General features: G+C 39.9%; 18 protein-coding genes and 4 tRNA genes. 3 read left to right on the forward strand and 19 right to left on the reverse strand.

Annotation, left to right across the window (positions count from 1 at the left end; genetic code table 11):
- Nucleotides 1-6 precede the first annotated feature (6 nt).
- Together hemX and hemY are read left to right on the forward strand one after the other, a co-directional pair.
- Complete coding sequence (gene hemX / locus C0T34_RS12010) at nucleotides 7-1,275, forward strand: uroporphyrinogen-III C-methyltransferase (RefSeq protein ID WP_109850214.1); 1,269 nt, start codon at nucleotides 7-9, stop codon at nucleotides 1,273-1,275.
- A 4-nt stretch (nucleotides 1,276-1,279) separates the two neighbouring features.
- A complete protein-coding gene (gene hemY / locus C0T34_RS12015) occupies nucleotides 1,280-2,500 on the forward strand; it encodes a protoheme IX biogenesis protein HemY (RefSeq protein WP_098941395.1) in 1,221 nt (406 codons plus the stop codon).
- A gap of 81 nt (nucleotides 2,501-2,581) precedes the next feature.
- Here the strand turns inward: hemY and C0T34_RS12020 are convergent, their stop codons facing one another.
- From C0T34_RS12020 to trxA, 19 genes are all read right to left on the reverse strand, one after another.
- The gene (locus C0T34_RS12020; RefSeq protein ID WP_109850215.1) at nucleotides 2,582-2,899 is read right to left on the reverse strand and encodes a hypothetical protein; all 318 of its coding nucleotides are present in this window, start codon (nucleotides 2,897-2,899) and stop codon (nucleotides 2,582-2,584) included.
- Nucleotides 2,900-3,833: 934 nt separating this feature from the next.
- Nucleotides 3,834-3,910: transfer RNA gene (locus tag C0T34_RS12025), tRNA-Pro, on the reverse strand.
- Between the two features lie 28 nt (nucleotides 3,911-3,938).
- Nucleotides 3,939-4,025 (reverse strand) — tRNA-Leu (locus C0T34_RS12030).
- A 22-nt stretch (nucleotides 4,026-4,047) separates the two neighbouring features.
- Nucleotides 4,048-4,123: transfer RNA gene (locus C0T34_RS12035), tRNA-His, on the reverse strand.
- 64 nt (nucleotides 4,124-4,187) lie between these two features.
- A tRNA-Arg gene (locus C0T34_RS12040) sits at nucleotides 4,188-4,264 on the reverse strand.
- A 226-nt stretch (nucleotides 4,265-4,490) separates the two neighbouring features.
- The gene (gene wecG / locus C0T34_RS12045) at nucleotides 4,491-5,228 is read right to left on the reverse strand and encodes a lipopolysaccharide N-acetylmannosaminouronosyltransferase (RefSeq protein WP_098941397.1); all 738 of its coding nucleotides are present in this window, start codon (nucleotides 5,226-5,228) and stop codon (nucleotides 4,491-4,493) included.
- Entirely contained in the window at nucleotides 5,228-6,595 is a 1,368-nt protein-coding gene (gene wzyE, locus C0T34_RS12050) for an ECA oligosaccharide polymerase (RefSeq protein WP_098941398.1), read from the reverse strand. Before wzyE ends, wecG begins: the two co-directional genes overlap by 1 nt.
- A complete protein-coding gene (locus tag C0T34_RS12055; RefSeq protein ID WP_109850216.1) occupies nucleotides 6,592-7,677 on the reverse strand; it encodes a TDP-N-acetylfucosamine:lipid II N-acetylfucosaminyltransferase in 1,086 nt (361 codons plus the stop codon). The genes wzyE and C0T34_RS12055 overlap by 4 nt, the downstream gene beginning before the upstream one ends.
- On the reverse strand, nucleotides 7,674-8,930 hold the full coding sequence (gene wzxE, locus C0T34_RS12060) for a lipid III flippase WzxE (protein WP_098941400.1): 1,257 nt from the start codon (nucleotides 8,928-8,930) through the stop codon (nucleotides 7,674-7,676). The genes C0T34_RS12055 and wzxE overlap by 4 nt, the downstream gene beginning before the upstream one ends.
- Before the next feature lie 2 nt (nucleotides 8,931-8,932).
- On the reverse strand, nucleotides 8,933-10,063 hold the full coding sequence (rffA, locus tag C0T34_RS12065) for a dTDP-4-amino-4,6-dideoxygalactose transaminase (RefSeq protein ID WP_109850217.1): 1,131 nt from the start codon (nucleotides 10,061-10,063) through the stop codon (nucleotides 8,933-8,935).
- A 1-nt stretch (nucleotide 10,064) separates the two neighbouring features.
- Nucleotides 10,065-10,778, reverse strand: coding sequence for a dTDP-4-amino-4,6-dideoxy-D-galactose acyltransferase (rffC, locus tag C0T34_RS12070; RefSeq protein WP_098941402.1), 714 nt, complete (start codon nucleotides 10,776-10,778; stop codon nucleotides 10,065-10,067).
- A complete protein-coding gene (rfbA, locus tag C0T34_RS12075) occupies nucleotides 10,756-11,637 on the reverse strand; it encodes a glucose-1-phosphate thymidylyltransferase RfbA (protein WP_098941403.1) in 882 nt (293 codons plus the stop codon). Before rfbA ends, rffC begins: the two co-directional genes overlap by 23 nt.
- Before the next feature lie 21 nt (nucleotides 11,638-11,658).
- A complete protein-coding gene (gene rffG, locus C0T34_RS12080; protein ID WP_098944023.1) occupies nucleotides 11,659-12,726 on the reverse strand; it encodes a dTDP-glucose 4,6-dehydratase in 1,068 nt (355 codons plus the stop codon).
- Entirely contained in the window at nucleotides 12,723-13,985 is a 1,263-nt protein-coding gene (wecC, locus tag C0T34_RS12085; protein ID WP_098941404.1) for a UDP-N-acetyl-D-mannosamine dehydrogenase, read from the reverse strand. Before wecC ends, rffG begins: the two co-directional genes overlap by 4 nt.
- On the reverse strand, nucleotides 13,982-15,112 hold the full coding sequence (gene wecB, locus C0T34_RS12090; RefSeq protein WP_069369918.1) for a UDP-N-acetylglucosamine 2-epimerase (non-hydrolyzing): 1,131 nt from the start codon (nucleotides 15,110-15,112) through the stop codon (nucleotides 13,982-13,984). The genes wecC and wecB overlap by 4 nt, the downstream gene beginning before the upstream one ends.
- Nucleotides 15,113-15,238: 126 nt before the next feature.
- Nucleotides 15,239-16,297: an ECA polysaccharide chain length modulation protein gene (gene wzzE, locus C0T34_RS12095; protein WP_098941405.1), complete on the reverse strand. Its 1,059-nt coding sequence runs from the start codon at nucleotides 16,295-16,297 to the stop codon at nucleotides 15,239-15,241.
- A gap of 24 nt (nucleotides 16,298-16,321) precedes the next feature.
- Complete coding sequence (gene wecA / locus C0T34_RS12100) at nucleotides 16,322-17,410, reverse strand: UDP-N-acetylglucosamine--undecaprenyl-phosphate N-acetylglucosaminephosphotransferase (RefSeq protein WP_036939595.1); 1,089 nt, start codon at nucleotides 17,408-17,410, stop codon at nucleotides 16,322-16,324.
- Nucleotides 17,411-17,817: 407 nt separating this feature from the next.
- Nucleotides 17,818-19,077 carry a transcription termination factor Rho gene (gene rho, locus C0T34_RS12105; protein ID WP_023583649.1) on the reverse strand — a complete coding sequence of 420 codons (1,260 nt, stop codon included), beginning with the start codon at nucleotides 19,075-19,077 and terminating at the stop codon, nucleotides 17,818-17,820.
- A 549-nt stretch (nucleotides 19,078-19,626) separates the two neighbouring features.
- Nucleotides 19,627-19,953, reverse strand: a complete 327-nt coding sequence (gene trxA, locus C0T34_RS12110) for a thioredoxin TrxA (protein WP_006535838.1) — start codon at nucleotides 19,951-19,953, stop codon at nucleotides 19,627-19,629.
- 119 nt (nucleotides 19,954-20,072) lie between these two features.
- Here trxA and rhlB point away from each other — a divergent pair, with 119 nt between their 5' ends.
- Nucleotides 20,073-21,377: an ATP-dependent RNA helicase RhlB gene (gene rhlB / locus C0T34_RS12115; RefSeq protein WP_098941406.1), complete on the forward strand. Its 1,305-nt coding sequence runs from the start codon at nucleotides 20,073-20,075 to the stop codon at nucleotides 21,375-21,377.
- Nucleotide 21,378: the final 1 nt, after the last annotated feature.

The following is a 21,378-nucleotide window of genomic DNA, read 5'->3' on the forward strand; positions in this document are numbered from 1 at the left end:
GCCGATATGACGGAACAGAAAAATACGAATGATAATGACTTGCCAAAAGATACAGCTAAAGCTGATGAGAATGTCCGCTATCAGGAAGTCAAACCTGTTAATAACAAGCGCTCAGGTCTAATTGGAAGTGCTGTTGCTATCCTGGTTATTTTGGCAATCGGTGGTAGCCTTTACTATTACACCAATCAACAAGCATCAAAGCTGAGTGTAGAAAATCAATCACTCAAATCTGAGCTTGCCCAATTACAACAACTCCAAAATACTTATCAACAACGCTTTGACAATATTGATAGCATGTTTAACTCACAAAAACAGACTATCGATAAATTACAAAACGAGCGCCAAACAACAGAGCGTCAAATTCAAGATCTACAAACTCGATTTGCCGCTATTTCCAGTGCAGACGTCAAAAGCTGGTTATTAGCTCAAGCTGATTTTATGGTGAAAATGGCTGGTCGTAAGTTATGGAATGATCAAGATGTCGTAACCGCTGTAAGTCTACTAAAAGGTGCTGACAGTAGCTTAGCGGAAATGAACGATCCGAGTTTACTTGAGATCCGTCGTGCTATTAATGAAGATATCAGCAGTTTAGCCGCGCTCACCAAAATTGATAATGATGGCATCATCTTACAATTAAACCAGTTAGCGAATCAGATTGATAATCTCCGTTTAGCGGGCTTGGAGCGTAACGGCTCACCAATGGATAAAAACGACGAAACCATTTCAGGTTCACTTTCTGATTGGAAACAAAATCTAAGTAAGAGCTGGAAAAGCTTTATGGATGATTTTATTACCATTCGTCGCCGTGATACCGCGGCTGTTCCTTTATTAGCACCTAATCAAGATGTCTATTTACGTGAGAATATCCGTTCACGTTTATTAATCGCTTCTCAAGCCGTGCCTCGTCACCAAACAGAAACTTATCAGCAATCACTGGAAGCGGTATCCACTTGGGTACGAGCTTATTTTGATACCTCTGATCCAAGTACAACCGCATTTTTAGATACGGTATCTGAATTAGAGAAGCAATCTATTACGCTTGCAATGCCATCAGAATTGAAAAGCCCGACACTGCTAGAGAAACGTGTAGAAAAGCAAATCCGCAATCTACTGGCACAAAATGAGTATGCAGAGCCAGAAGTGGCTGAAGCACAAGCTGTTGAAGCCCAAGATGCCCAACCCGTAGAGGCTGAGCATAATGCATCAGAGAACGTGAAAGATGCTGCGGCTGATAGCGCAACGACTGATACGCCAGTAACACAACAAGGAGAATAAGCTTATGTTAAAAATACTGCTCCTTTTTGTGGTGCTTATTGCCGGCATCATTTTTGGCCCACTCTTGGCTGGCCACCAAGGTTACGTGCTTATACAAACTGATGATTGGGATATTGAAACCAGTGTGACCAGCCTTGTCATTATGTTTGTTTTACTGCAATTAGCACTGTTACTCATTGGTTGGAGTTATCGCCGTTTTATTGGTACAGGCTCAAAAGCATATAGTTGGTTTTCTTTCCGTAAACGTAATCGTGCACGTAAACAAACCAGCATGGCATTAATGAAATTAGCGGAAGGTGATTTTAAAGAAGTTGAAAAACTGATGAGCCGTAATGCAGATTATGCAGAACAGCCCGTTGTAAACTACCTGTTAGCCGCTGAAGCCGCACAACAACGTGGTGATGAGTTCCGAGTTCAGCAACACCTTGAGCGTGCAGCTGAACTTGCCGATACCAATCAGCTTCCTGTTGATATCACACGAGTGCGTATTTTATTAGCACAAAACGAAAATCATGCAGCACGTACAGGGGTTGATGAATTATTAAATCAAGCACCACGCCATCCAGAAGTGTTACGTCTTGCAGAAGTCGCTTATACACGAACAGCGGCTTGGCAAGCATTGCTTGATATCATTCCTTCTATGCAAAAAATTGCATTACATACGGATGATGAACTAGAGCAATTACGCCAAAAAGCCTATATCGGTATTATGGGACAGAAAATGTCCGAAAATGGCTGTGATGGGCTGAAGAATTGGTGGAAAGCACAACCGCGTAAAGTACATCACGATAATGCATTACGTGTCGTTTTAGCTGAACACCTTATTGAGTGCAACGATCCAGAGACTGCTCAAACGATCATCTTAGACGGCGTTAAACGTCAGTATGATGAACGATTGATCTTACTATTACCTCGTTTAAAAAATACAGATGCCAATGTTATTTTGAAAGTACTCAATTCATTAATTAAACAACATGGGCCAACGCCATTACTCAATAGCACATTAGGTCAGATTGCAATGCAACAAGGACAATGGGCTCAAGCTGAAGAGGCCTTCCGTAATGCGTTAAAGCAACGTCCTGATGTCCATGACTTTGCGTGGCTTGCTGATGCATTAGATAAACAGAAAAAATCTGAAGAGTCGGCGAAGGTGCGCAAAGATGCTTTATTAATGACACTGAAAAAAAATTCTGTCATTTTTGAAGAGCCGAAAAAAAGTAAATAAACTCATTCAATAAGAACGTGATCATAAATTGTTTGATCGACTGATTTAAAAACCCTCTTTATTGAGGGTTTTTTATTTGATTTAAAAGCCATGTTGAAATAGCAATACCACTTCTACACATAGAGCCAAAAATATATACACCCAAGCAATTCGATAAAAACGAGTGGGTATTCCCTTCTCATTTTCTTGCTTAAATGACAGGTAATATTTTCTCGCCTGATAAAACACAACAATATAAATCAGAGCGATCCCCTGACAAAGAAAAGCCACATATTTAGCCCATGATTTGCCACCAATAATAAGCACGATAAGAGGGATCAAAAAGAATAATAATGGGCCAAACTTCTCTATAAGAAAGAGTTTTTCTTGTGCAAGATATGCTTTTTTTTTATTTATCATAATGATGCTATCTCCAATCTACCCTTGCGCTGGATAATAGCGTGATAATGCGATGAATACAAAATAGATGTGTGGTTGGTATATAAAAAAACGCCTGTATAAAACTATACAGGCGCATAAATATACAATCAGGTCTACAGACGGATGGTGCCTCACTCAACGTTTCGTCCTGTTGATGATGAATGATGTTCATCGTTAACGTGGACGTAGGCACCGAATAATCGGCTCTGCATCATTCCTAGGTTTATGAAGCCATGTGCTGTCATAAGGAGTGGAATGAGCATCTACAAGATAGATATTGCATTAAGTGTGCCAATTTTTCATTTTTTATGAAAAATATTCTCTCTCTAAAAAAAGCATAAGGTAACTTATTGAATTTTAGTTTTCCTTTCCGGCTTCACTCATTTTCAATGATAAAAAAGCTATGGCCTGTGCTTTCACCATGCTATTGCTAAATAGAAAAGAAAATATAGGGTCTGATATACGTCTCTTTTTCACGACAAGAAAAACATACCAACCATTTAATCAAATAAAATCAACATGTTAAATGTCTCTTATTGGAGACATTAAAAATGGCGAGTGTTGGCATTTACCGACATATAAAATAAAAGTCTTATATTTCATATAATTATAATCAATTATTTTACGTATTTTACCTATCTTTTTATGAAGATTAAAATTCGGCAATAAATTAAATTATCAATAACCCTTAAGTGACAAGGATGGCATTTTTGTTAAAAACGTTATTTTGGCTTTCTTATCTGGAACACATAACAATAAATAAAAATATGAAAAGAGTAACTAATTATAGAAGTAGATGTAGATGTAGATGTAGATGTAGATGTAGATGTAGATGTAGAAATGGTGTTGTGGCTTTTAAAAAGGCAAGTCGTAGATACGAAAAAGCCTCGATATAATCGAGGCTTTTTCTTATTGGTCGGCGAGAGAGGATTCGAACCTCCGACCCACTGGTCCCAAACCAGTTGCGCTACCAGGCTGCGCTACTCGCCGTCTGCATCACTGCTCTTATCTTGTTTATTGGTGCGAAGGGGGGGACTTGAACCCCCACGTCCGTTAGAACACTAACACCTGAAGCTAGCGCGTCTACCAATTCCGCCACCCTCGCATAAACAATAACTAAGATAAGATGGGGTGGCTAATGGGACTCGAACCCACGACAACTGGAATCACAATCCAGGGCTCTACCAACTGAGCTATAGCCACCATAACAGCTATCTTATTACTTCTTACAACAACGTTCTTCACCGTAACTCTTAGCACGCTTTAATGGCGCGCCCGACAGGATTCGAACCTGAGACCTCTGCCTCCGGAGGGCAGCGCTCTATCCAGCTGAGCTACGGGCGCTTCACGCCGTTGCGGGAGAGGATAGTACGGATTTACGCTCTGTCTGTCTAGTGCTTTTTGAAAAAAAAAGTTTGTTTGACGATAGTTTGTGCATTTCGTCGATAAATGGAGCATTTTTACACGCTAAACGCCCCATCAGTATAATAATTAAACAATCAAGATGCTAGATAAAAGCGTGAATAAATCATTTACTCAGTCATGTCTAACAAAAAAGACGCAATCTCTATTACAATTTGTTGGAATAGTAATACCCAACGAATTTTAACAGCTTAAATTGACGCTTAATTCGGCTTGGTTGTGATAACAAACGATATAACCACTCTAACCCAAGATTTTGCCATGCTTTCGGTGCTCTTTTAACATGGCCTGTAAATACGTCATAAGTTCCGCCAACCCCCATGTATAAAGCATCAGGGTAAATTTCACGACATGCACGAATAAATAACTCTTGCTTAGGTGATCCCATGGCAATAGTTACTATCTTCGCACCAGAGGCCTTTATACGCTCAAATAACGCCTCTCTATCTTGTGGTGTGAAGTAACCGTTCTGGCTACCCACAATATTTACGTTCCATTGCGCTTTAAGCTTATCTTCGGTTTGAGAAAGAATTTCAGGTTTACCACCAACAAGAAAAACAGGGGTTCCCTCTTTGCCTGCTCTTTCCATTAACGCTTCCCATAAATCCGCACCTGCAATACGAGAAACATTTGCATCAGGGTATTTACGACGAATACCTCGCACTACACTAATACCATCCGCATAAAGATAATCAGCTTCATTGAGTAGCTCATTAAGTGCTGAGTCTGTTTCTGCTGTGAGAATTTTTTCTGCATTAATGGCAATCAGAGAGCCACTTTTTATTTGTGCTCCTTCATAGAGATAATCCAGAAAATGAGCCATATCGCGAAATCCCCAGATATCATGTCCGCGGATTGAATACTTCGGAATTGAATTGGATCCCATTACTTTTCCTTTTTCTCTAAACAACGAGGTTCACTTTGTATTTGACGAGTCACGTAATTACGCACTAATCCCGCACTTTCAAATAACCAATAAAGCAGTTTGGCAACCACCAAACATAAACCAAAAATTAAACAGAAAAACACAACGCGAGAAACGAAAGAATCAACACCTTCTCGTGCCAAAACAATCATATTAAAAATAGCCCCAAAGCAGAAAGCTTGCAAAATAGCCGATTTATAACGATTGCTTTCATTGAGCCCTTGCTGATATAGCCAATCAAACCACTTAATAATCAGCCCTACAACAATCGCGCCCAATGGGATGAAGGCAATGCCCCCCATAACAACCAGAGAGCCAATTAAGGTCGGTGAAATAGCAAGACCCGCATGGTAATTAAGTACTTCCCATGTAAAGTAGTTTGCTGAGTTCAGCACTACATCTGGGCGTTCTGGCCATACCCAAGAAGGAATAAAAACATAAAAATCACGAATAATCGGTGCAAGTCCTTGGAACTCAATCTTGTCATAATTATTAAGTAATAAAGCTAGATTTTCCCAAGGAGAGAACGTATCACGAGTGAGGTATAAGAAAGTATAGAATGCCTCTGCACCACTCACATCAAGGCCATAGCGTTTTAATGCCAACCAGAACATTCCAACAATACTCATAACCCCTGCGGCAACCAACATCCATAAGGTTATCCAACCTCGAACAATACCGATAAACAAAAACAGCGCAAAAGCGATGATGATATTAGCGCGGGTTCCGCCCACGATAATGTAGGTTAAGATCCCAAAACCCACCGTTGCACAGAGGAAGAAAATCCATCGTTGTTGAGTGGGTTTTAAGAAATAAACCACCAGCATTGCAGGGATAAAGAAATAGAAAAAGCGCTTAAGCGCAACACCTGACACTTGGCTTGAAAAAATTTGGCTATACGTTTTAAGCTTAAAGAGTAAAAAGCCATTTTGTAAAAAGAAAATTCCCACAGTTACAAACGCTATTAATGCCAATAAGATCCAAGTAAGGTTGGTTTCTACTCTATTCATCGTAAATAGCGACCTAGAAGAGCCGTCAACCGCTTTTCTCAGTCTTACCTTATAGGTTACATAATAAATGGCATAGAAGCTGGTAGAGGCTAATAGCGCGTATAATAATGAATCAACGGGTACAACTGCGACATCAAATTGGAATACCAACATACAAGTCAGTGGGAAACCAAAATAAAAGGTCAGTAGATAGAGCATTGAGAAAAAAACATTAAAATTAAAGCGAACTCGACGAAACTCTTGATAAGTCAGCAATAAAATAAAACTTAAAGAGATAAAATAAACAAGTGCTAAGCCACCCAGTTCCGCCAATGTCATTGCGGCTCTCCTGTACTCATCTCAATTAACTCTTTCCAACCATCCGTGAAATTAGGCGCGAAGAAGGCAATATTTTGGCGATCAAGCATCAGCAATTGACGTTTAGCCTCTTCAATCAGCGCAACATCTAATTTATCCCCTGAGAAAAAAACAGGAACACTTTGTTCAGTTAAGTCCTGCCAAAATGGATTTTGACGACTAATAACAAAAGGGATCGCAAATTGAATAAGCAGACAAATCGTGCCAATACCTTGTTGACGGTGGAAAATAAAATAGCCTAAATCGCATGTTTTTAATAACGCGAGATAATCGTCAAATGCCAATTTGTCACGTAATATTTCAACCTGATTATAGGGAAGCAATTGGCTAGCTGCTTGGGCTACTTCATTAATATAAACGTGATTATTTTCAGGATATCCCATTGGAATAATCACTTTTGCACGCGTTCCATATTGCTCGGCAATTGCCTGTAAAGCTTCAATATGGCGATTCGATCTATCCCCTGAATTACCCACAATAATGGTGAGCTGTTTTTCATCAATAGGCGCTTTTTCTGTCACCGTAAGCTCAGGATCCATTCTTGTTGGGAAATAGAGCAAACTGGCTGGAATATTAACGTTAAATTGTGCGAAGTAATTCAGATCACCTCGTGTGCCAAATACTCGGCCCACACGCTTTTGAGCGAGTTTACGAAGAAGATAGAAGAGTTTAAATTTTAGCTGTTTAGAATCCTGATATAAATCAGCACCCCAAATATGCCACCAAAATTGATGACGTTTGATCTTGCCAGTTAATAATGCCAACCAAATAGGCGCATTAAACTGACCTAAAAAAAGGAATCGTTGGTGAGTATCGGCCTTGGCCAATGTGACCACTCTCTGTGCAACCTGCTTTTTATCAGCTAAACACTCAATATCTAAAGCTGGATAGCTTTCTTGCAGTGAAGTATTTTTACTGGCAACGATAAAACGAGGTTTATACGTTAACCCCGCCTCAGTCACGAGGTGGTCGTTAAAAAACCGTAACATTGTGTTGTTATGATGCACAATGTCTGAACCTAGTACGTAAATCAAAGTTGTCATTTGCGCCTGCAATAAATCACGAAAACAGAACTACAGAGAAGGAAGTAAATAATATACGTTGCCATATAGGCTTGAGCGGCACCTAACGCACCATGCTCAGGAATAAGCCAACGCGAAAATAGCGTCAATAGGGCAAACTGGCTTACTTCTGTAAGGATATAAAAACGTAGTGCCGCTTTTGCGATGACCAGATAACCAAAGACATAAGCGCCTACTTTTAAAACATCGCCAACAAGCTGCCATGCAAATAAATCACGCATAGCGACAAATTTATCTGAAAACAGTAACCAAATCGCAAAATCACGTAATAACCACACCATAAAACTCGCAGCAGCGACTGCAGGTAATACAAATTTCAGTGATTTAACGATCTCTTTGGTAATATCACTCTTTTGCGTTAATCGAGAGAGTGTTGGCAATAAATAAACAGAAAAAGATGCAGTAATAAATTGCAAATAAGCATCTGAAATACTGGTCACTCCTTGCCAAATTCCTACGTCTTCCCAGCTATAGTGCTCAGCAAGTAAGTTACGCATCATGATATAAGCAACGGGTAATGTAATCGATGTTAGTATCGCCATAATGGTAAACTTACCAAGATGACTTGCTATCGCCTTATCCCAATGAGGTTTAAGCTCGCTTAAAGCGAAACGCTTACGCTTTGCTACTAAAAATGTAGCAGGAAATAAAATAAGTGCAGGTACTAATGCAAGTCCAATTAATGCACCGTGATAACCCGCAAATAAATAGCATAAATAATAAGCAACAACACCAATAATGCTACCGGCAATCACTGATAAAGCATTACCTGCCGCATCACGATAACCTTTTAAGATGGCAAGAAAATAGTTGCTATATGCTATCCCCATTTGAATAAAAGCAACGGCTCTTACAATATCCTGATATTGATGATAATCATCACCAAATAACACTTGGCTAATAGGAGCAGAAAAAAGAAGAAATAAAATAGCTAATAGTGTAGAAAACAGCAAAATCATGGATGATGAAGTACCCAACACTTTTTTGCGTTGAATATCATCATCTTGATATTGTGCGATTAATTTTGTCACACCATTAAAAATACCCGCACCAGATAAGACACCTAGTACGGTGATTAATTGACGAAAGTTACCTGCTAACCCGACCCCTGTTGGCCCAAAAGAGACTGCAAGTAACTTGACGACAAGCAGACCAGCCCCGATTTTTATCAGGGTTGATCCGGCTGTCCAAATTGATGCTTTGGCTAATGACATAATTAAGCAAAGAAGTCGCGGATATGGCCAATAACAGTCTGCTGCTCTTCTTCTGTCATGTTGTAGAACATAGGTAAACGCACTAAACGCTCACTTTCTTGCGTTGTGAAAATATCGTCACCATCAAAGCGACCAAACTTCATACCTGCTGGGCTAGTATGTAATGACACATAGTGGAACACTGTTAAAACGCCGTGTTCTTTCATGTAGTCATTAAATGCGGTACGTTGCTCGATATCTTTCAGTTTGATATAGAACATGTGCGCATTGTGTTCTAAACCTTCAGGAACGATTGGAAGCGCTAATAAACCTTTTTCCGCTAATGGAGCCAATGCATCATAGTAAATCTGCCAAAATGCTAAACGACGTTCATTAATTTTTTCAGCTTCTTCAAGTTGAGCCCATAAATAAGCCGCTTGTAAGTCTGACATCAAGTAGCTAGAACCAATATCACGCCAAGTATATTTATCTACCTGACCACGGAAAAATTGGCTACGATTGGTACCTTTTTCACGGATAACTTCTGCGCGATTGATTAAATCAGGATCGTTAATCAGCGTTGCGCCACCCTCACCGCCTGATGAGTAGTTTTTAGTTTCATGGAAGCTATAGCAACCAATATGACCAATTGTGCCAAGAGCCTTACCCTTGTAAGTTGACATGACACCTTGTGCAGCATCTTCAATAACAAACAGATTATGTTTTTTCGCAATCGCCATAATCGTGTCCATTTCACACGCAACACCTGCGTAATGAACGGGAATAATAGCGCGGGTTTTCTCTGTAATTGCCGCTTCAATTTTTGTTTCATCAATATTCATAGTATCTGGACGAATATCAACGAAAACAATCGTTGCGCCACGTAATACAAACGCATTAGAGGTCGAAACAAAGGTAAAACTTGGCATAATGACTTCATCGCCAGGCTTGATATCTAATAATATAGCAGCCATTTCAAGCGATGCTGTACAAGATGGTGTTAACAGCGTTTTATGACAATGAAATTGTTCTTCTAACCACTTTTCACATTTCTTTGTGAAATTGCCATCACCACAGAGCTTGCCACTTTCCATAGCTTGTTTCATATATTCTAATTCTGTGCCGACGACCGGTGGTTTATTAAACGGAATCATATTATCCCCTGTATAACCAATAAGTGGTGCTCTCTATTAAGCCCCCACTGTGTGTGTATAAACGCGAAGCTGCAATATTGCTGATCTGTGTTGCAACATATAAGGTCGAAATACCTTGTTGTTGACACCAAAACTTCGCGGCCGACATCAGTTGTTTACCAATGCCTTGTCCTATTCTGTTGGGCATTACCGCTAGTAATCCCACTCTTGCTTCATTTTCAGATAGACGGCGTAAAGTGACAAAACCACTGACATTATTTTCAGCATCATAAGTCAGTAAGCAAATATCATCGAATGTGCCTAACACCGCTTTTTTAACCCATAATGCATAAAAACGACTGCTATCACCTTCTTGATACCAAGGTGTTCTAAAACGACTTTGTACAAAAGCCTCTGAAGCCGTTGCCATCAATAAATCGATATCATCTTCATTGGCTTTTCTAAAACAATATTCAGTCGCTTTCTTACAAGCATTTTCTGTGCCAATTGAAAGTTTAAAATCAATTTCACCTTCCGCAAATTGAAAACCTAATTGGCTGAGTTTATCGATGAGAGAAAGCTCATGAGATGCGACTTTTGCTTGAACCACAGCAAAAGCATCAAGCTGTTCGTCTGTTAACACGGGCGCTTGTGTATCAAACTCAAGACGCCCTGTTTTGAGGGAAAAATACTCACTTTCCCACTCAAGATAATTAATATTGGCGAGGACGGACATGTAATAAATCCAATAGATAGCGACCATAACCAGTTTTAGACAGTGATTTTGCGCTTTCTCTTACTTGGTCATCACTAAGCCAACCATTACGCCAAGCAATCTCTTCAAGGCACGCCACTTTAAATCCTTGGCGTTTTTCAACAGTTTGAACAAAGGTACTGGCTTCAATTAAACTATCGTGAGTTCCGGTATCTAACCACGCAAAACCACGCCCCAGTAGTTCAACGTTAAGCTCACCACATTCAAGATACATCTGATTAATCGACGTAATTTCTAATTCACCACGAATCGAAGGTTTGACTCGTTTGGCAAAATCAACCACTCGGTTATCGTAGAAATACAGCCCCGTGACAGCCCAATTAGATTTAGGTTGTTCTGGTTTTTCTTCAATCGATAACACTTTAAAATCATCGTCAAATTCAACAACACCAAATCGTTCAGGATCCATAACTTGATAACCAAAGACTGTTGCACCACGTTCACGTAGTGCAACTTGTTTCAGTTTTGGACTAAACCCTTGACCAAAATAGATATTATCGCCTAAAACTAAACAGCAATGATCATCACCAATAAATTCCTCACCCAAAATAAAGGCTTGGGCTAAGCCATCAGGAGATGGCTGAATTTTATATTGAAGACGAACACCAAATGCAGAACCATCACCCAATAAGCGCTGAAATGAGGTCATGTCATCTGGTGTTGTAATGATCAAAATATCTTGAATACCAGCAAGCATCAGAACTGAAAGCGGATAATAGATCATGGGTTTATCATAGATAGGCAATAATTGCTTCGATACCCCTTTGGTTATCGGATGCAGTCGTGTACCCGAGCCACCCGCTAAAATAATACCTTTCATCATTTATCCTTCTTTACTTAATCAGTTCCCAAGCCCTAGACGTTCACCTGCATAAGAGCCATCTAACACCCGTTTCCACCAAGTTTCGTTATTTAAATACCACAAAACAGTTTTACGAATGCCAGATTCAAATGTCTCTTCTGGTTTCCAGCCTAATTCAGCTTCAATTTTCGCTGCATCAATCGCATAGCGCAGGTCATGACCTGGTCTGTCTTTCACATAAGTGATGAGATCGACATACTGAGCAACACCTTCTGGTTTTGCTGGATATAACTCTTCTAACAGCGCACAAATCGTTTTAACAACATCAATATTGCGACGCTCATTGTGTCCACCAATATTGTAAGTTTTACCCGGTGTTGCTGTTGTTGCGACTAAATAGAGAGCACGAGCATGATCTTCAACATAGAGCCAATCACGGATCTGTTCACCTTTACCATAAACAGGTAATGGTTTTCCTGAAATCGCATTTAAGATAATTAATGGGATTAATTTTTCAGGAAAATGGTAAGGGCCGTAGTTATTCGAGCAGTTCGTGATCACTGTTGGTAAACCGTAAGTACGCAACCAAGCACGAACTAAATGGTCGCTTGAAGCTTTAGACGCAGAATATGGGCTACTTGGTGCATAAGGCGTAGTTTCAGTAAAGAAATCATCTGTACCTTCTAAATCGCCATACACTTCATCTGTTGAGATATGGTGGAAACGAAATGCCGTTTTCTTCTCTTCAGGTAGAACTTGCCAAAAATGGCGAGCCGCTTCCAATAAGGTGTAAGTACCCACAATATTGGTTTCAATAAATGCAGCGGGGCCATCGATAGAACGGTCAACATGGCTTTCTGCCGCTAAGTGCATAACAACATCTGGCTGATATTGAGCAAATAAGCGATCAAGCTCAGCTCTATCACAGATATCGACTTGCTCAAAGGCATAGCGTTCGCTGTCAGCTACGGTTGCTAATGACTCTAAATTACCGGCATAAGTCAGTTTATCCACCACAACAACGCTGTCATTGGTGTTATCAATAATATGTCGAACAACAGCAGAGCCGATAAAACCGGCTCCGCCTGTAACTAGAATGCGTTTCAACGCCATACTCCTTTAGTATCTACAATCCATTTTTGAGTGACTTTACTACCTGGGATCGCTTTAAACTGTTGATGATCAACTAACATTAAGACAATATCCGCGTCTTTCAATGCTTGCTCTGTTGATACTAACTCTGTGATCCCTTTCAGTTTTGTTGGTAACTCATGAATATTAGGTTCAACTGCGAATGTCGTACCACTGTGCCAGTCAGCGACTTGTTTAGTGATATTCATCGCTGGACTTTCACGTAAGTCATCAATATTAGGCTTAAAGGCTAAACCAAAGCAGGCAATTTTAATTTCGTTTGCGCGTTTACCTGTTTCAGTAAGACAATCAGCAACAGCGGCTTTAACTTGATCGATAACCCACACTGGTTTGCCATCATTGACCAAACGGGCAGTGTGAATTAAACGAGATTGTTTGGGATTTTGTGACACGATAAACCAAGGGTCAACCGCGATACAATGGCCACCAACACCTGGACCTGGCTGTAAAATATTGACGCGAGGATGGCGATTCGCCAAGCTAATTAGCTCCCACACATTGATATCTTGGTCAGCACAAATCAGTGATAATTCGTTAGCAAACGCAATATTAACATCACGGAAACTATTTTCAGTCAGCTTACACATTTCTGCGGTACGTGCATTAGTAATAACACATTCACCTTCAAGGAAGATTTTGTACAACTCGCTTGCACGCTCTGATGATTTACGATTCATACCACCCACAACACGGTCATTGCGGATAAGTTCAATCATCACTTGACCCGGTAATACACGCTCAGGGCAGTAAGCTACATCGATATCAGCATCTTCACCTTGTTGATGAGGGAATGTTAAGTCTGGGCGAGCTTCCGCTAACCACTCAGCCATTTTTTCAGTAGAGCCAACTGGTGAGGTTGATTCTAGAATAATAAGGTCACCTTTTTTCAATACAGGTGCGATAGAGCGTGCGGCTGCTTCAACATAAGCCAAATCAGGCTCATGCTCACCTTTAAATGGTGTAGGTACAGCAATAAGGTAAGCATCTGCTGGCTGTGGCGTGGTATAGGCTTTTAAATGGCCTTCTTCAACCGCTTGTTTAACGACTTTATCAAGATCAGGCTCAACAATGTGAATTTGACCTTTATTAATCGTATCAACGGCATGCTGATTAACATCAACACCGATGACGCTTTTTTTACGAGAGGCAAAAGCTGCCGCTGTAGGTAAACCAATGTAGCCGAGGCCGATAACAGAAATAGTTTCAAAACTCATAATGTCACCTGATTTTTTTTCAATGCTTCAAGAATACGTTGGCAGGCATGACCATCACCATAAGGGTTTGTCGCCTTACTCATTTGGTGATACGCGTTTTCGTCTGTCAATAAAGAGGTTACTTCGCTAACAATACGTTTAGTATCTGTTCCCACTAAGCGAACAGAGCCCGCTTCAACAGCTTCTGGGCGCTCCGTTGTGTCTCGCATTACAAGAACTGGCTTACCTAATGAAGGGGCTTCTTCTTGAATTCCACCCGAATCGGTCAAAATAAGGTAAGCATGATTCATTAAATAAACGAATGGGAGATAATCTTGTGGCTGTATTAATTTAATATTATCAATACCATGAAGGATACGTTGAACCGGTTCACTCACATTAGGATTTAAGTGAACAGGATAGACAACTTCTACATCTGGGTGTGCTAATGCAATTTCAGCTAAAGCTTGGCAGATACGTTCAAAACCACCACCAAAACTTTCTCGACGATGCCCTGTTACCAAGATCATTTTCTTGTCAGGCTGAATAAATGGATAGTTTACAGCAAGCTCATTTAAGAGTGTTTGATTGCCCATCACTCTGTCACTTACCCAAAACAACGCATCAATTACCGTATTTCCTGTAACAAAAATATTTTTATCCGCAACCGCTTCTCGCACCAGATTTAATTTTGCAGTTTCTGTTGGTGCGAAGTGATACATTGCAAGATGCCCTGCAATAGTACGGTTTGCCTCTTCAGGCCAAGGGGAATAAAGATTGCCAGTACGTAACCCAGCTTCCACATGCCCAACAGGAATTCGTTGATAGAATGCGGCTAAACTTGCTGCCATGGTCGTTGTTGTATCACCATGTACCAAAACAACATCAGGTTGAAATGACGCTAATACCGGTTTTAACCCTTCTAAAATACGACAGGTAATATCCGTTAAATCTTGTCCTGGTTTCATAATATTGAGATCGTAATCTGGTTTGATCTCAAAAAGATTTAATACCTGATCAAGCATTTCTCGATGTTGGGCCGTAACACATACCTTCGCTTCAAACGAATCATCATTTGCTAAAGCGTGCACTAAAGGTGCCATTTTTATCGCTTCAGGGCGTGTGCCAAAAACAGTCAACACTTTCACAGTGGCTCTCTTTTTTTCATTGTTATATCGCTTATTTTTGGGAAAGCAATATGCCCTTATACTCAGTACATCAGGTGCCGAAACACCTGATGTCTCGTTATTGTCATCAATGACAAAATTTAATTATTATTTTTTTAATGAACTGCGTCTTACTAATGCAACACCTGCACCCGCTAAAACACCAATAGCACCCCAAAGTACCATCATAAAGGCACGACGAGGACTATCACGTTTCACAGGATCTTCAGGGGTACGTAGAAAGCGGTAAGTTTGGAAGTTATCTTGTAATTTTGCACCCACAGCAAGGGTCGCTAACATTGCCGTATTTTGATCATAATCACTATCAAAATCAGCACCTGTTGCCACTAAAGTTTCTAGCTGTGATTGCAACAGAGGAACACCTAACAGAAACAGTTTAGAATCTGGTAACTCATCAATCGCAATCGATGTTTGTTTTTGAGAAATACCTTGTTTCTCAGCCACTTTGATTGATTGCTCTAATAAGTTAACTTGGCGTTGATACGCAGATTGAGCCGCCATTTCTTGGCGTTTAACTAGCGCTTTCATTGATTGAGTTCTAGTTGCCCAAGCGGTTATCACTTCATCATTAAGATGAGTAGATGCTCTCTTATTAGCAAAAGCAATATACTCATTTAATAATTGACTCGCTTCTTTTGATGTTTCCGCAATGAGTTTCAGTTGATCATTAACTAATTTTTTCTCATCAGCAGGCGTAAATTGAATATTGTTAATTAACTCATCCAATAACGCAGCATTAGCCTGTTCATCACTCTCTTTGCGCTGTTTGAAATAATCCGTTTGCAACCAAAAATCACGACGTGTATCAAATGCCGCGATTTGAGTAATAAACTCTTGATAAGCTTCATCTGAAATAGTTAAAGCTGGGGTTTGTGCTGCTGGATTAATCTGTGTATCAAGATTACGCAAGAACTGAGATTGCGAATAATAACTACCTAAGTTATTAATCGTTGGTTTCTCTGTCATTGCGATTGCGCTCCATTTAGGTTGCATCAAATAAGATGCACCGAGTGCAATCACTGCAAAAAGCAGAGCGAACCCTATAATCCAGCTTTTGCCTGACCAAAGTGCACAAAAAAGGCCTCGAATATCGAGTTCATTATCTGGCTGTTCACCCTGTCGGGAGGCGTTATTTTCCGAGTTCATCACGTTAAAAAACCTCTGCTTATATTAATGCTGTTGTGTTGCTCTACGTAAGCGACGCTTATGTCGTTTAATAAAACGAGCGACTCGCCACGCGCGTTTAATGCAATAACCATACATAACAAATGCAAGCAAGAATAATGCCAACATAAACCATTCAGGGACAAATGATAGGTTTTGACCGATAATACCAATCGCGGCTAATAGCGCAGCAGCCACTGTAATTAAAATAAAGGCTTGGCGAGAGGTAAAACCTGCACGCATGATCAAATGGTGAATATGTTGACGGTCTGGAGAGAAAGGACTCATCCCTTTGCGTAAACGACGGTACATAATTGCCACCATATCCATAAGTGGAATAGCAATTATCCATAATGCAGTTACTGCCTTAACAGGACGAGGCTGAGTTTGTGTTGACGCGACCAATAACCAAATAATGGTAAATCCAATCAATGTACTTCCCGCATCTCCCATAAAGACTTTGAATTTTTTACCACAGACCCCTAAGTTTAGAAGGATATAAGGTAAAATTGCCGCGATAAATGAGAAGCACCAGAATGCGAGAGCTGAATTACCGCCTTGATATAATAAAATACCAAGCGCGCCAAAAGAGACACAAGAAAGGCCACCTAATAACCCATCAATACCATCAACCATATTAAAGGCATTGATTGCTGCCCAAACAGCGAAAAGTGTAACAATATAGCCAAAAGGCCCTAAATGCATTTCCCAAGGACCAAAAGCATGACCCAGAGTGTCGAGTTTTAATCCTGCACCCACCATCATCACGATCCCAACAAAAGCTTGGATTGTTGCTCTAATTTTGACACTAATATCGAAGCGATCATCTAATGCGCCGATAAAAACAAGAAGTCCCGCACATGCCAGATACAATTCCTTATGAGGAATATAAATATCTGAAATATAAAATGCGAAAACAATACCAAAATAGACTGATATTCCTCCGACTAGAGGGATCAATCCATGATGTTTCTTACGATAATTCGGTTTATCCACGAGTCCAATTTTCTTTGCAATTTTACGAGCCAAGAATAAAAATGCGAAAGAAAATAAGAACACATAAAAAACGCTTGTGCTCATTTTTAGTATATCCACAGTACGGTTCTCTATAATAAATATAGCTGGTTATTTTACGCTTCCATGTGTTTTTATTCTTTTTTCCAGCCTCACCACGACGAGTTTATTCAAAACCCACCACCCTTCATCAATTATAAGTTTTCCTTAACTATTTTTATTGATGCCATCGCTATTTTTATCAATTACCAAAACATGCAATATATGTACCAACATCCAGATAAAATATTGCAATCTAAAATTGAATTACACCCATAAAAAACAAAAAACGCCACAAACTATTGTGGCGTTTTCATCATATCGTCATTCTTACAAAGTAAACGAGCTTAACAGCATATAAATTGAGGTGATATTACTTATTCTGTAACAGAGCACACTATTTTAATATTTTAATCCTATTCTCAGCTCAATCACTTTGTTAATACACTTTATGAACGTTTCATAAAGTCGAAGAATTCTTCATTTGTCTTAGTCATTGCTAACTTATTAATGAGGAATTCCATTGCGTCAATCTCACCCATTGGATGAATAATTTTACGCAAGATCCACATTTTTTGTAGCTCATCTTGAGACGTCAGTAACTCTTCTTTACGTGTACCAGAACGATTGTAATCAATCGCAGGGAAAACACGTTTTTCAGCAATTTTACGAGACAGGTGTAATTCCATATTACCTGTACCCTTAAATTCTTCGTAGATAACTTCGTCCATCTTAGAACCCGTATCGACTAATGCTGTTGCAATGATAGTCAAGCTACCACCTTCTTCAACATTACGAGCCGCACCGAAGAAACGTTTAGGACGATGTAATGCGTTTGCATCCACACCACCTGTTAACACTTTACCTGATGAAGGAACAACCGTGTTATAAGCACGCGCTAAACGTGTGATGGAGTCTAACAGGATGATAACGTCTTTTTTATGCTCAACTAGGCGCTTCGCTTTTTCAATCACCATTTCTGCAACTTGTACGTGACGAGAAGCGGGTTCATCAAAGGTTGAAGCAATAACTTCACCTTTTACTAAGCGTTGCATTTCTGTCACTTCTTCTGGACGTTCATCAATCAGAAGTACCATTAATACGCAATCAGGGTAGTTATGAGCAATATTTGCTGCAATGTTTTGCAGCAACATGGTTTTACCTGCTTTTGGTGGAGCAACAATAAGACCACGTTGACCACGGCCAATTGGCGCCGCTAAGTCAAGAACACGCGCGGTTAAGTCTTCCGTTGAGCCATTACCACGTTCCATGCGTAAACGATTATTAGCATGTAAAGGTGTCAAGTTTTCAAAGAGGATTTTACTGCGGGCATTTTCTGGTTTATCAAAGTTAACTTCATTAACTTTTAGGAGGGCAAAATAACGTTCACCTTCTTTAGGAGGACGAATTTTCCCTGCGATGGTGTCACCAGTGCGAAGGTTAAAACGGCGAATTTGACTTGGAGAAACGTAGATATCATCGGGACCAGCAAGGTAGGAACTGTCTGCGGAACGTAGGAAGCCGAAGCCATCCTGCAATATTTCCAGCACACCGTCACCGAAAATATCTTCTCCACTTTTCGCGTGTTGCTTCAAGATAGAGAAAATAATGTCTTGCTTTCTCATTCGAGCCAGATTCTCTAGCCCCATATTTTCGCCAAGTGCTATCAGTTCTGATACCGGCGTATTTTTTAATTCGGTAAGATTCATAATGGTGGGTTCTTAATAACTCGGGGTAACTCTCGAACTATGAACGTGAATAGTATAACAGCGAATCGCTGTCAGTTTCGTCATGTGTAAAATTACAGATTATAACTTTCTAACATAAGGGTATAACTAAAATGATAATGTTAGAGAGTGTTAATACTATTAGACCAGTCTGCTTTATCCCAGAGAAGTGACATTCATTTTCGCGATGCATGAGCGTACTTTCAACTTATGGGTTAGGAACATACTTTGGAAAAATTTATATTCCTTGAATACTATAGATTATTCTAAGGCAACTTGACTGGTTAGATGAATTCAGATTACTTAGATTAAATATCATATCATGTTATTCAATTCTATTACTTTGTACGCTTGATATTCAATATCTCAGACTTATTTAATCGTGTCTAATCATATTGACAAGTAGATCCGATATATTATGTAAGTAAGTGGCGCTAACTTATCATGCTTCGAAGCGGACGTCTAGCGGTCAATAACAGAAATACTGACAAGGTCTAAACGTCCTACTTTATTTTTGATATCTAAATCAAATTAGATATTTTCGTCTAAAAACTCTTTCAGTTGAGTTTTTGACAATGCGCCTACTTTAGTCGCAGCAACTGCACCGTTTTTGAATAAAATCAGTGTAGGAATGCCACGAATACCGTATTTTGGTGCTGTCAGCGGGTTTTGATCGATGTTTAGCTTCGCAACTGTTAATTTACCAGCGTATTCTGTTGCAACTTCATCTAGAATAGGAGCAATCATTTTACATGGGCCACACCATTCAGCCCAGAAATCAACGAGCACAGGGCCGGTTGCATTTAATACATCAGCATCGAATTTGCTGTCAGATAAGTGAAGGATTTTATCGCTCATTGTTCTACTCCAAAGAATAATATTGACCGTACCAGTGTAACATTAAATAACAAAAGTCTGTCTGCATTTCAGCGGATAAACTTTTGTAATGCAACCCATAACTGATATTCTATTACATTATGAGCAAAACATATTTGACAGAAAAGAAGTTTTCCGACTTCGCCTTGCATCCAAAAGTGATAGAAGCCCTTGAGAAAAAAGGGTTCTCTAATTGTACACAAATTCAGGCATTGACGTTACCTATCACTGTGAAAGGTCAAGACATTGCCGGGCAAGCCCAAACAGGAACAGGCAAAACGTTGGCGTTTTTAACTTCAACGTTTCATTATCTTTTAACGCACCCTGCTAAAGAAGGGCATGAAACCAATCAACCTCGTGCACTTATTATGGCGCCAACACGCGAATTAGCCGTGCAGATCTATTCTGATGCTAAAGAGCTTGCGCAAAATACAGGGATTAAAATGGGTCTCGCCTACGGTGGCGATGGCTATGACGAACAACTCAAAGTATTAAATAATGGTGTTGATATTGTTATTGGCACAACAGGTCGTTTAATTGATTACGTTAAGCAAGGTCATATTAACCTAAGCGCAATCCAAGTTGTGGTACTTGATGAAGCTGACAGAATGTACGATCTCGGCTTTATTAAAGATATTCGTTGGATTTTCCGTCGTATGCCAGTTGCGACTGAGCGTATGAATATGCTGTTCTCTGCAACGCTTTCTTACCGTGTAAGAGAACTGGCTTTTGAGCAGATGAATAATCCAGAATATGTTGAAGTTGAACCTGAACAAAAAACAGGTTTTAGCATAAAAGAAGAACTCTTTTATCCTTCAAATGAAGAAAAAATGCGTCTTCTTCAAACATTGATTGAAGAAGAATGGCCAGATCGCTGTATCATTTTTGCCAATACAAAACATCGTTGTGACGACATTTGGGCGCACCTTGCCGCAGATGGGCACCGTGTTGGCTTATTAACCGGTGATGTTCCTCAGAAAAAACGTCTACGCATTTTAGAAGATTTTACCCAAGGTAATATTGATATTCTGGTTGCCACTGACGTTGCCGCTAGAGGTCTCCATATTCCATCAGTAACACATGTTTTTAACTATGATTTACCTGATGACTGTGAAGACTATGTTCACCGTATTGGTAGAACAGGACGCGCTGGAAATAGTGGTAACTCAATCAGCCTTGCATGTGAAGAGTATGCGCTGAATTTACCTGCTATTGAGACCTATATTCAACATGCTATCCCCGTGAGTAAATATAATAGTGATGCGTTATTAGCTGATCTTCCTGAGCCTAAACGCCGTCACCGTCCTCGCCAAAGTCAGCCTCGTCGCAACAATGCGCCGGCGCGAAATAACAGAGGAAATAATACTCAACGTAACAACCGAAATAAACGCCCGAGTCATCCATAAA

This window comes from Proteus sp. CA142267, assembly GCF_003336825.1.
In the GTDB taxonomy this organism is placed as follows: Bacteria; Pseudomonadota; Gammaproteobacteria; order Enterobacterales; family Enterobacteriaceae; genus Proteus; species Proteus terrae.

Bases quoted from the DNA above. Each gene is read 5' to 3' on its own strand.
- hemX (WP_109850214.1), top strand. From the start codon at position 7: ATGACGGAACAGAAAAATACGAATGATAATGACTTGCCAAAAGATACA.
- hemY (WP_098941395.1), top strand. From the start codon at position 1,280: ATGTTAAAAATACTGCTCCTTTTTGTGGTGCTTATTGCCGGCATCATT.
- C0T34_RS12020 (WP_109850215.1), bottom strand. From the start codon at position 2,899: ATGATAAATAAAAAAAAAGCATATCTTGCACAAGAAAAACTCTTTCTT.
- wecG (WP_098941397.1), bottom strand. From the start codon at position 5,228: ATGGGATCCAATTCAATTCCGAAGTATTCAATCCGCGGACATGATATC.
- wzyE (WP_098941398.1), bottom strand. From the start codon at position 6,595: ATGACATTGGCGGAACTGGGTGGCTTAGCACTTGTTTATTTTATCTCT.
- C0T34_RS12055 (WP_109850216.1), bottom strand. From the start codon at position 7,677: ATGACAACTTTGATTTACGTACTAGGTTCAGACATTGTGCATCATAAC.
- wzxE (WP_098941400.1), bottom strand. From the start codon at position 8,930: ATGTCATTAGCCAAAGCATCAATTTGGACAGCCGGATCAACCCTGATA.
- rffA (WP_109850217.1), bottom strand. From the start codon at position 10,063: ATGATTCCGTTTAATAAACCACCGGTCGTCGGCACAGAATTAGAATAT.
- rffC (WP_098941402.1), bottom strand. From the start codon at position 10,778: ATGTCCGTCCTCGCCAATATTAATTATCTTGAGTGGGAAAGTGAGTAT.
- rfbA (WP_098941403.1), bottom strand. From the start codon at position 11,637: ATGAAAGGTATTATTTTAGCGGGTGGCTCGGGTACACGACTGCATCCG.
- wecC (WP_098941404.1), bottom strand. From the start codon at position 13,985: ATGAGTTTTGAAACTATTTCTGTTATCGGCCTCGGCTACATTGGTTTA.
- wzzE (WP_098941405.1), bottom strand. From the start codon at position 16,297: ATGAACTCGGAAAATAACGCCTCCCGACAGGGTGAACAGCCAGATAAT.
- rho (WP_023583649.1), bottom strand. From the start codon at position 19,077: ATGAATCTTACCGAATTAAAAAATACGCCGGTATCAGAACTGATAGCA.
- trxA (WP_006535838.1), bottom strand. From the start codon at position 19,953: ATGAGCGATAAAATCCTTCACTTATCTGACAGCAAATTCGATGCTGAT.
- rhlB (WP_098941406.1), top strand. From the start codon at position 20,073: ATGAGCAAAACATATTTGACAGAAAAGAAGTTTTCCGACTTCGCCTTG.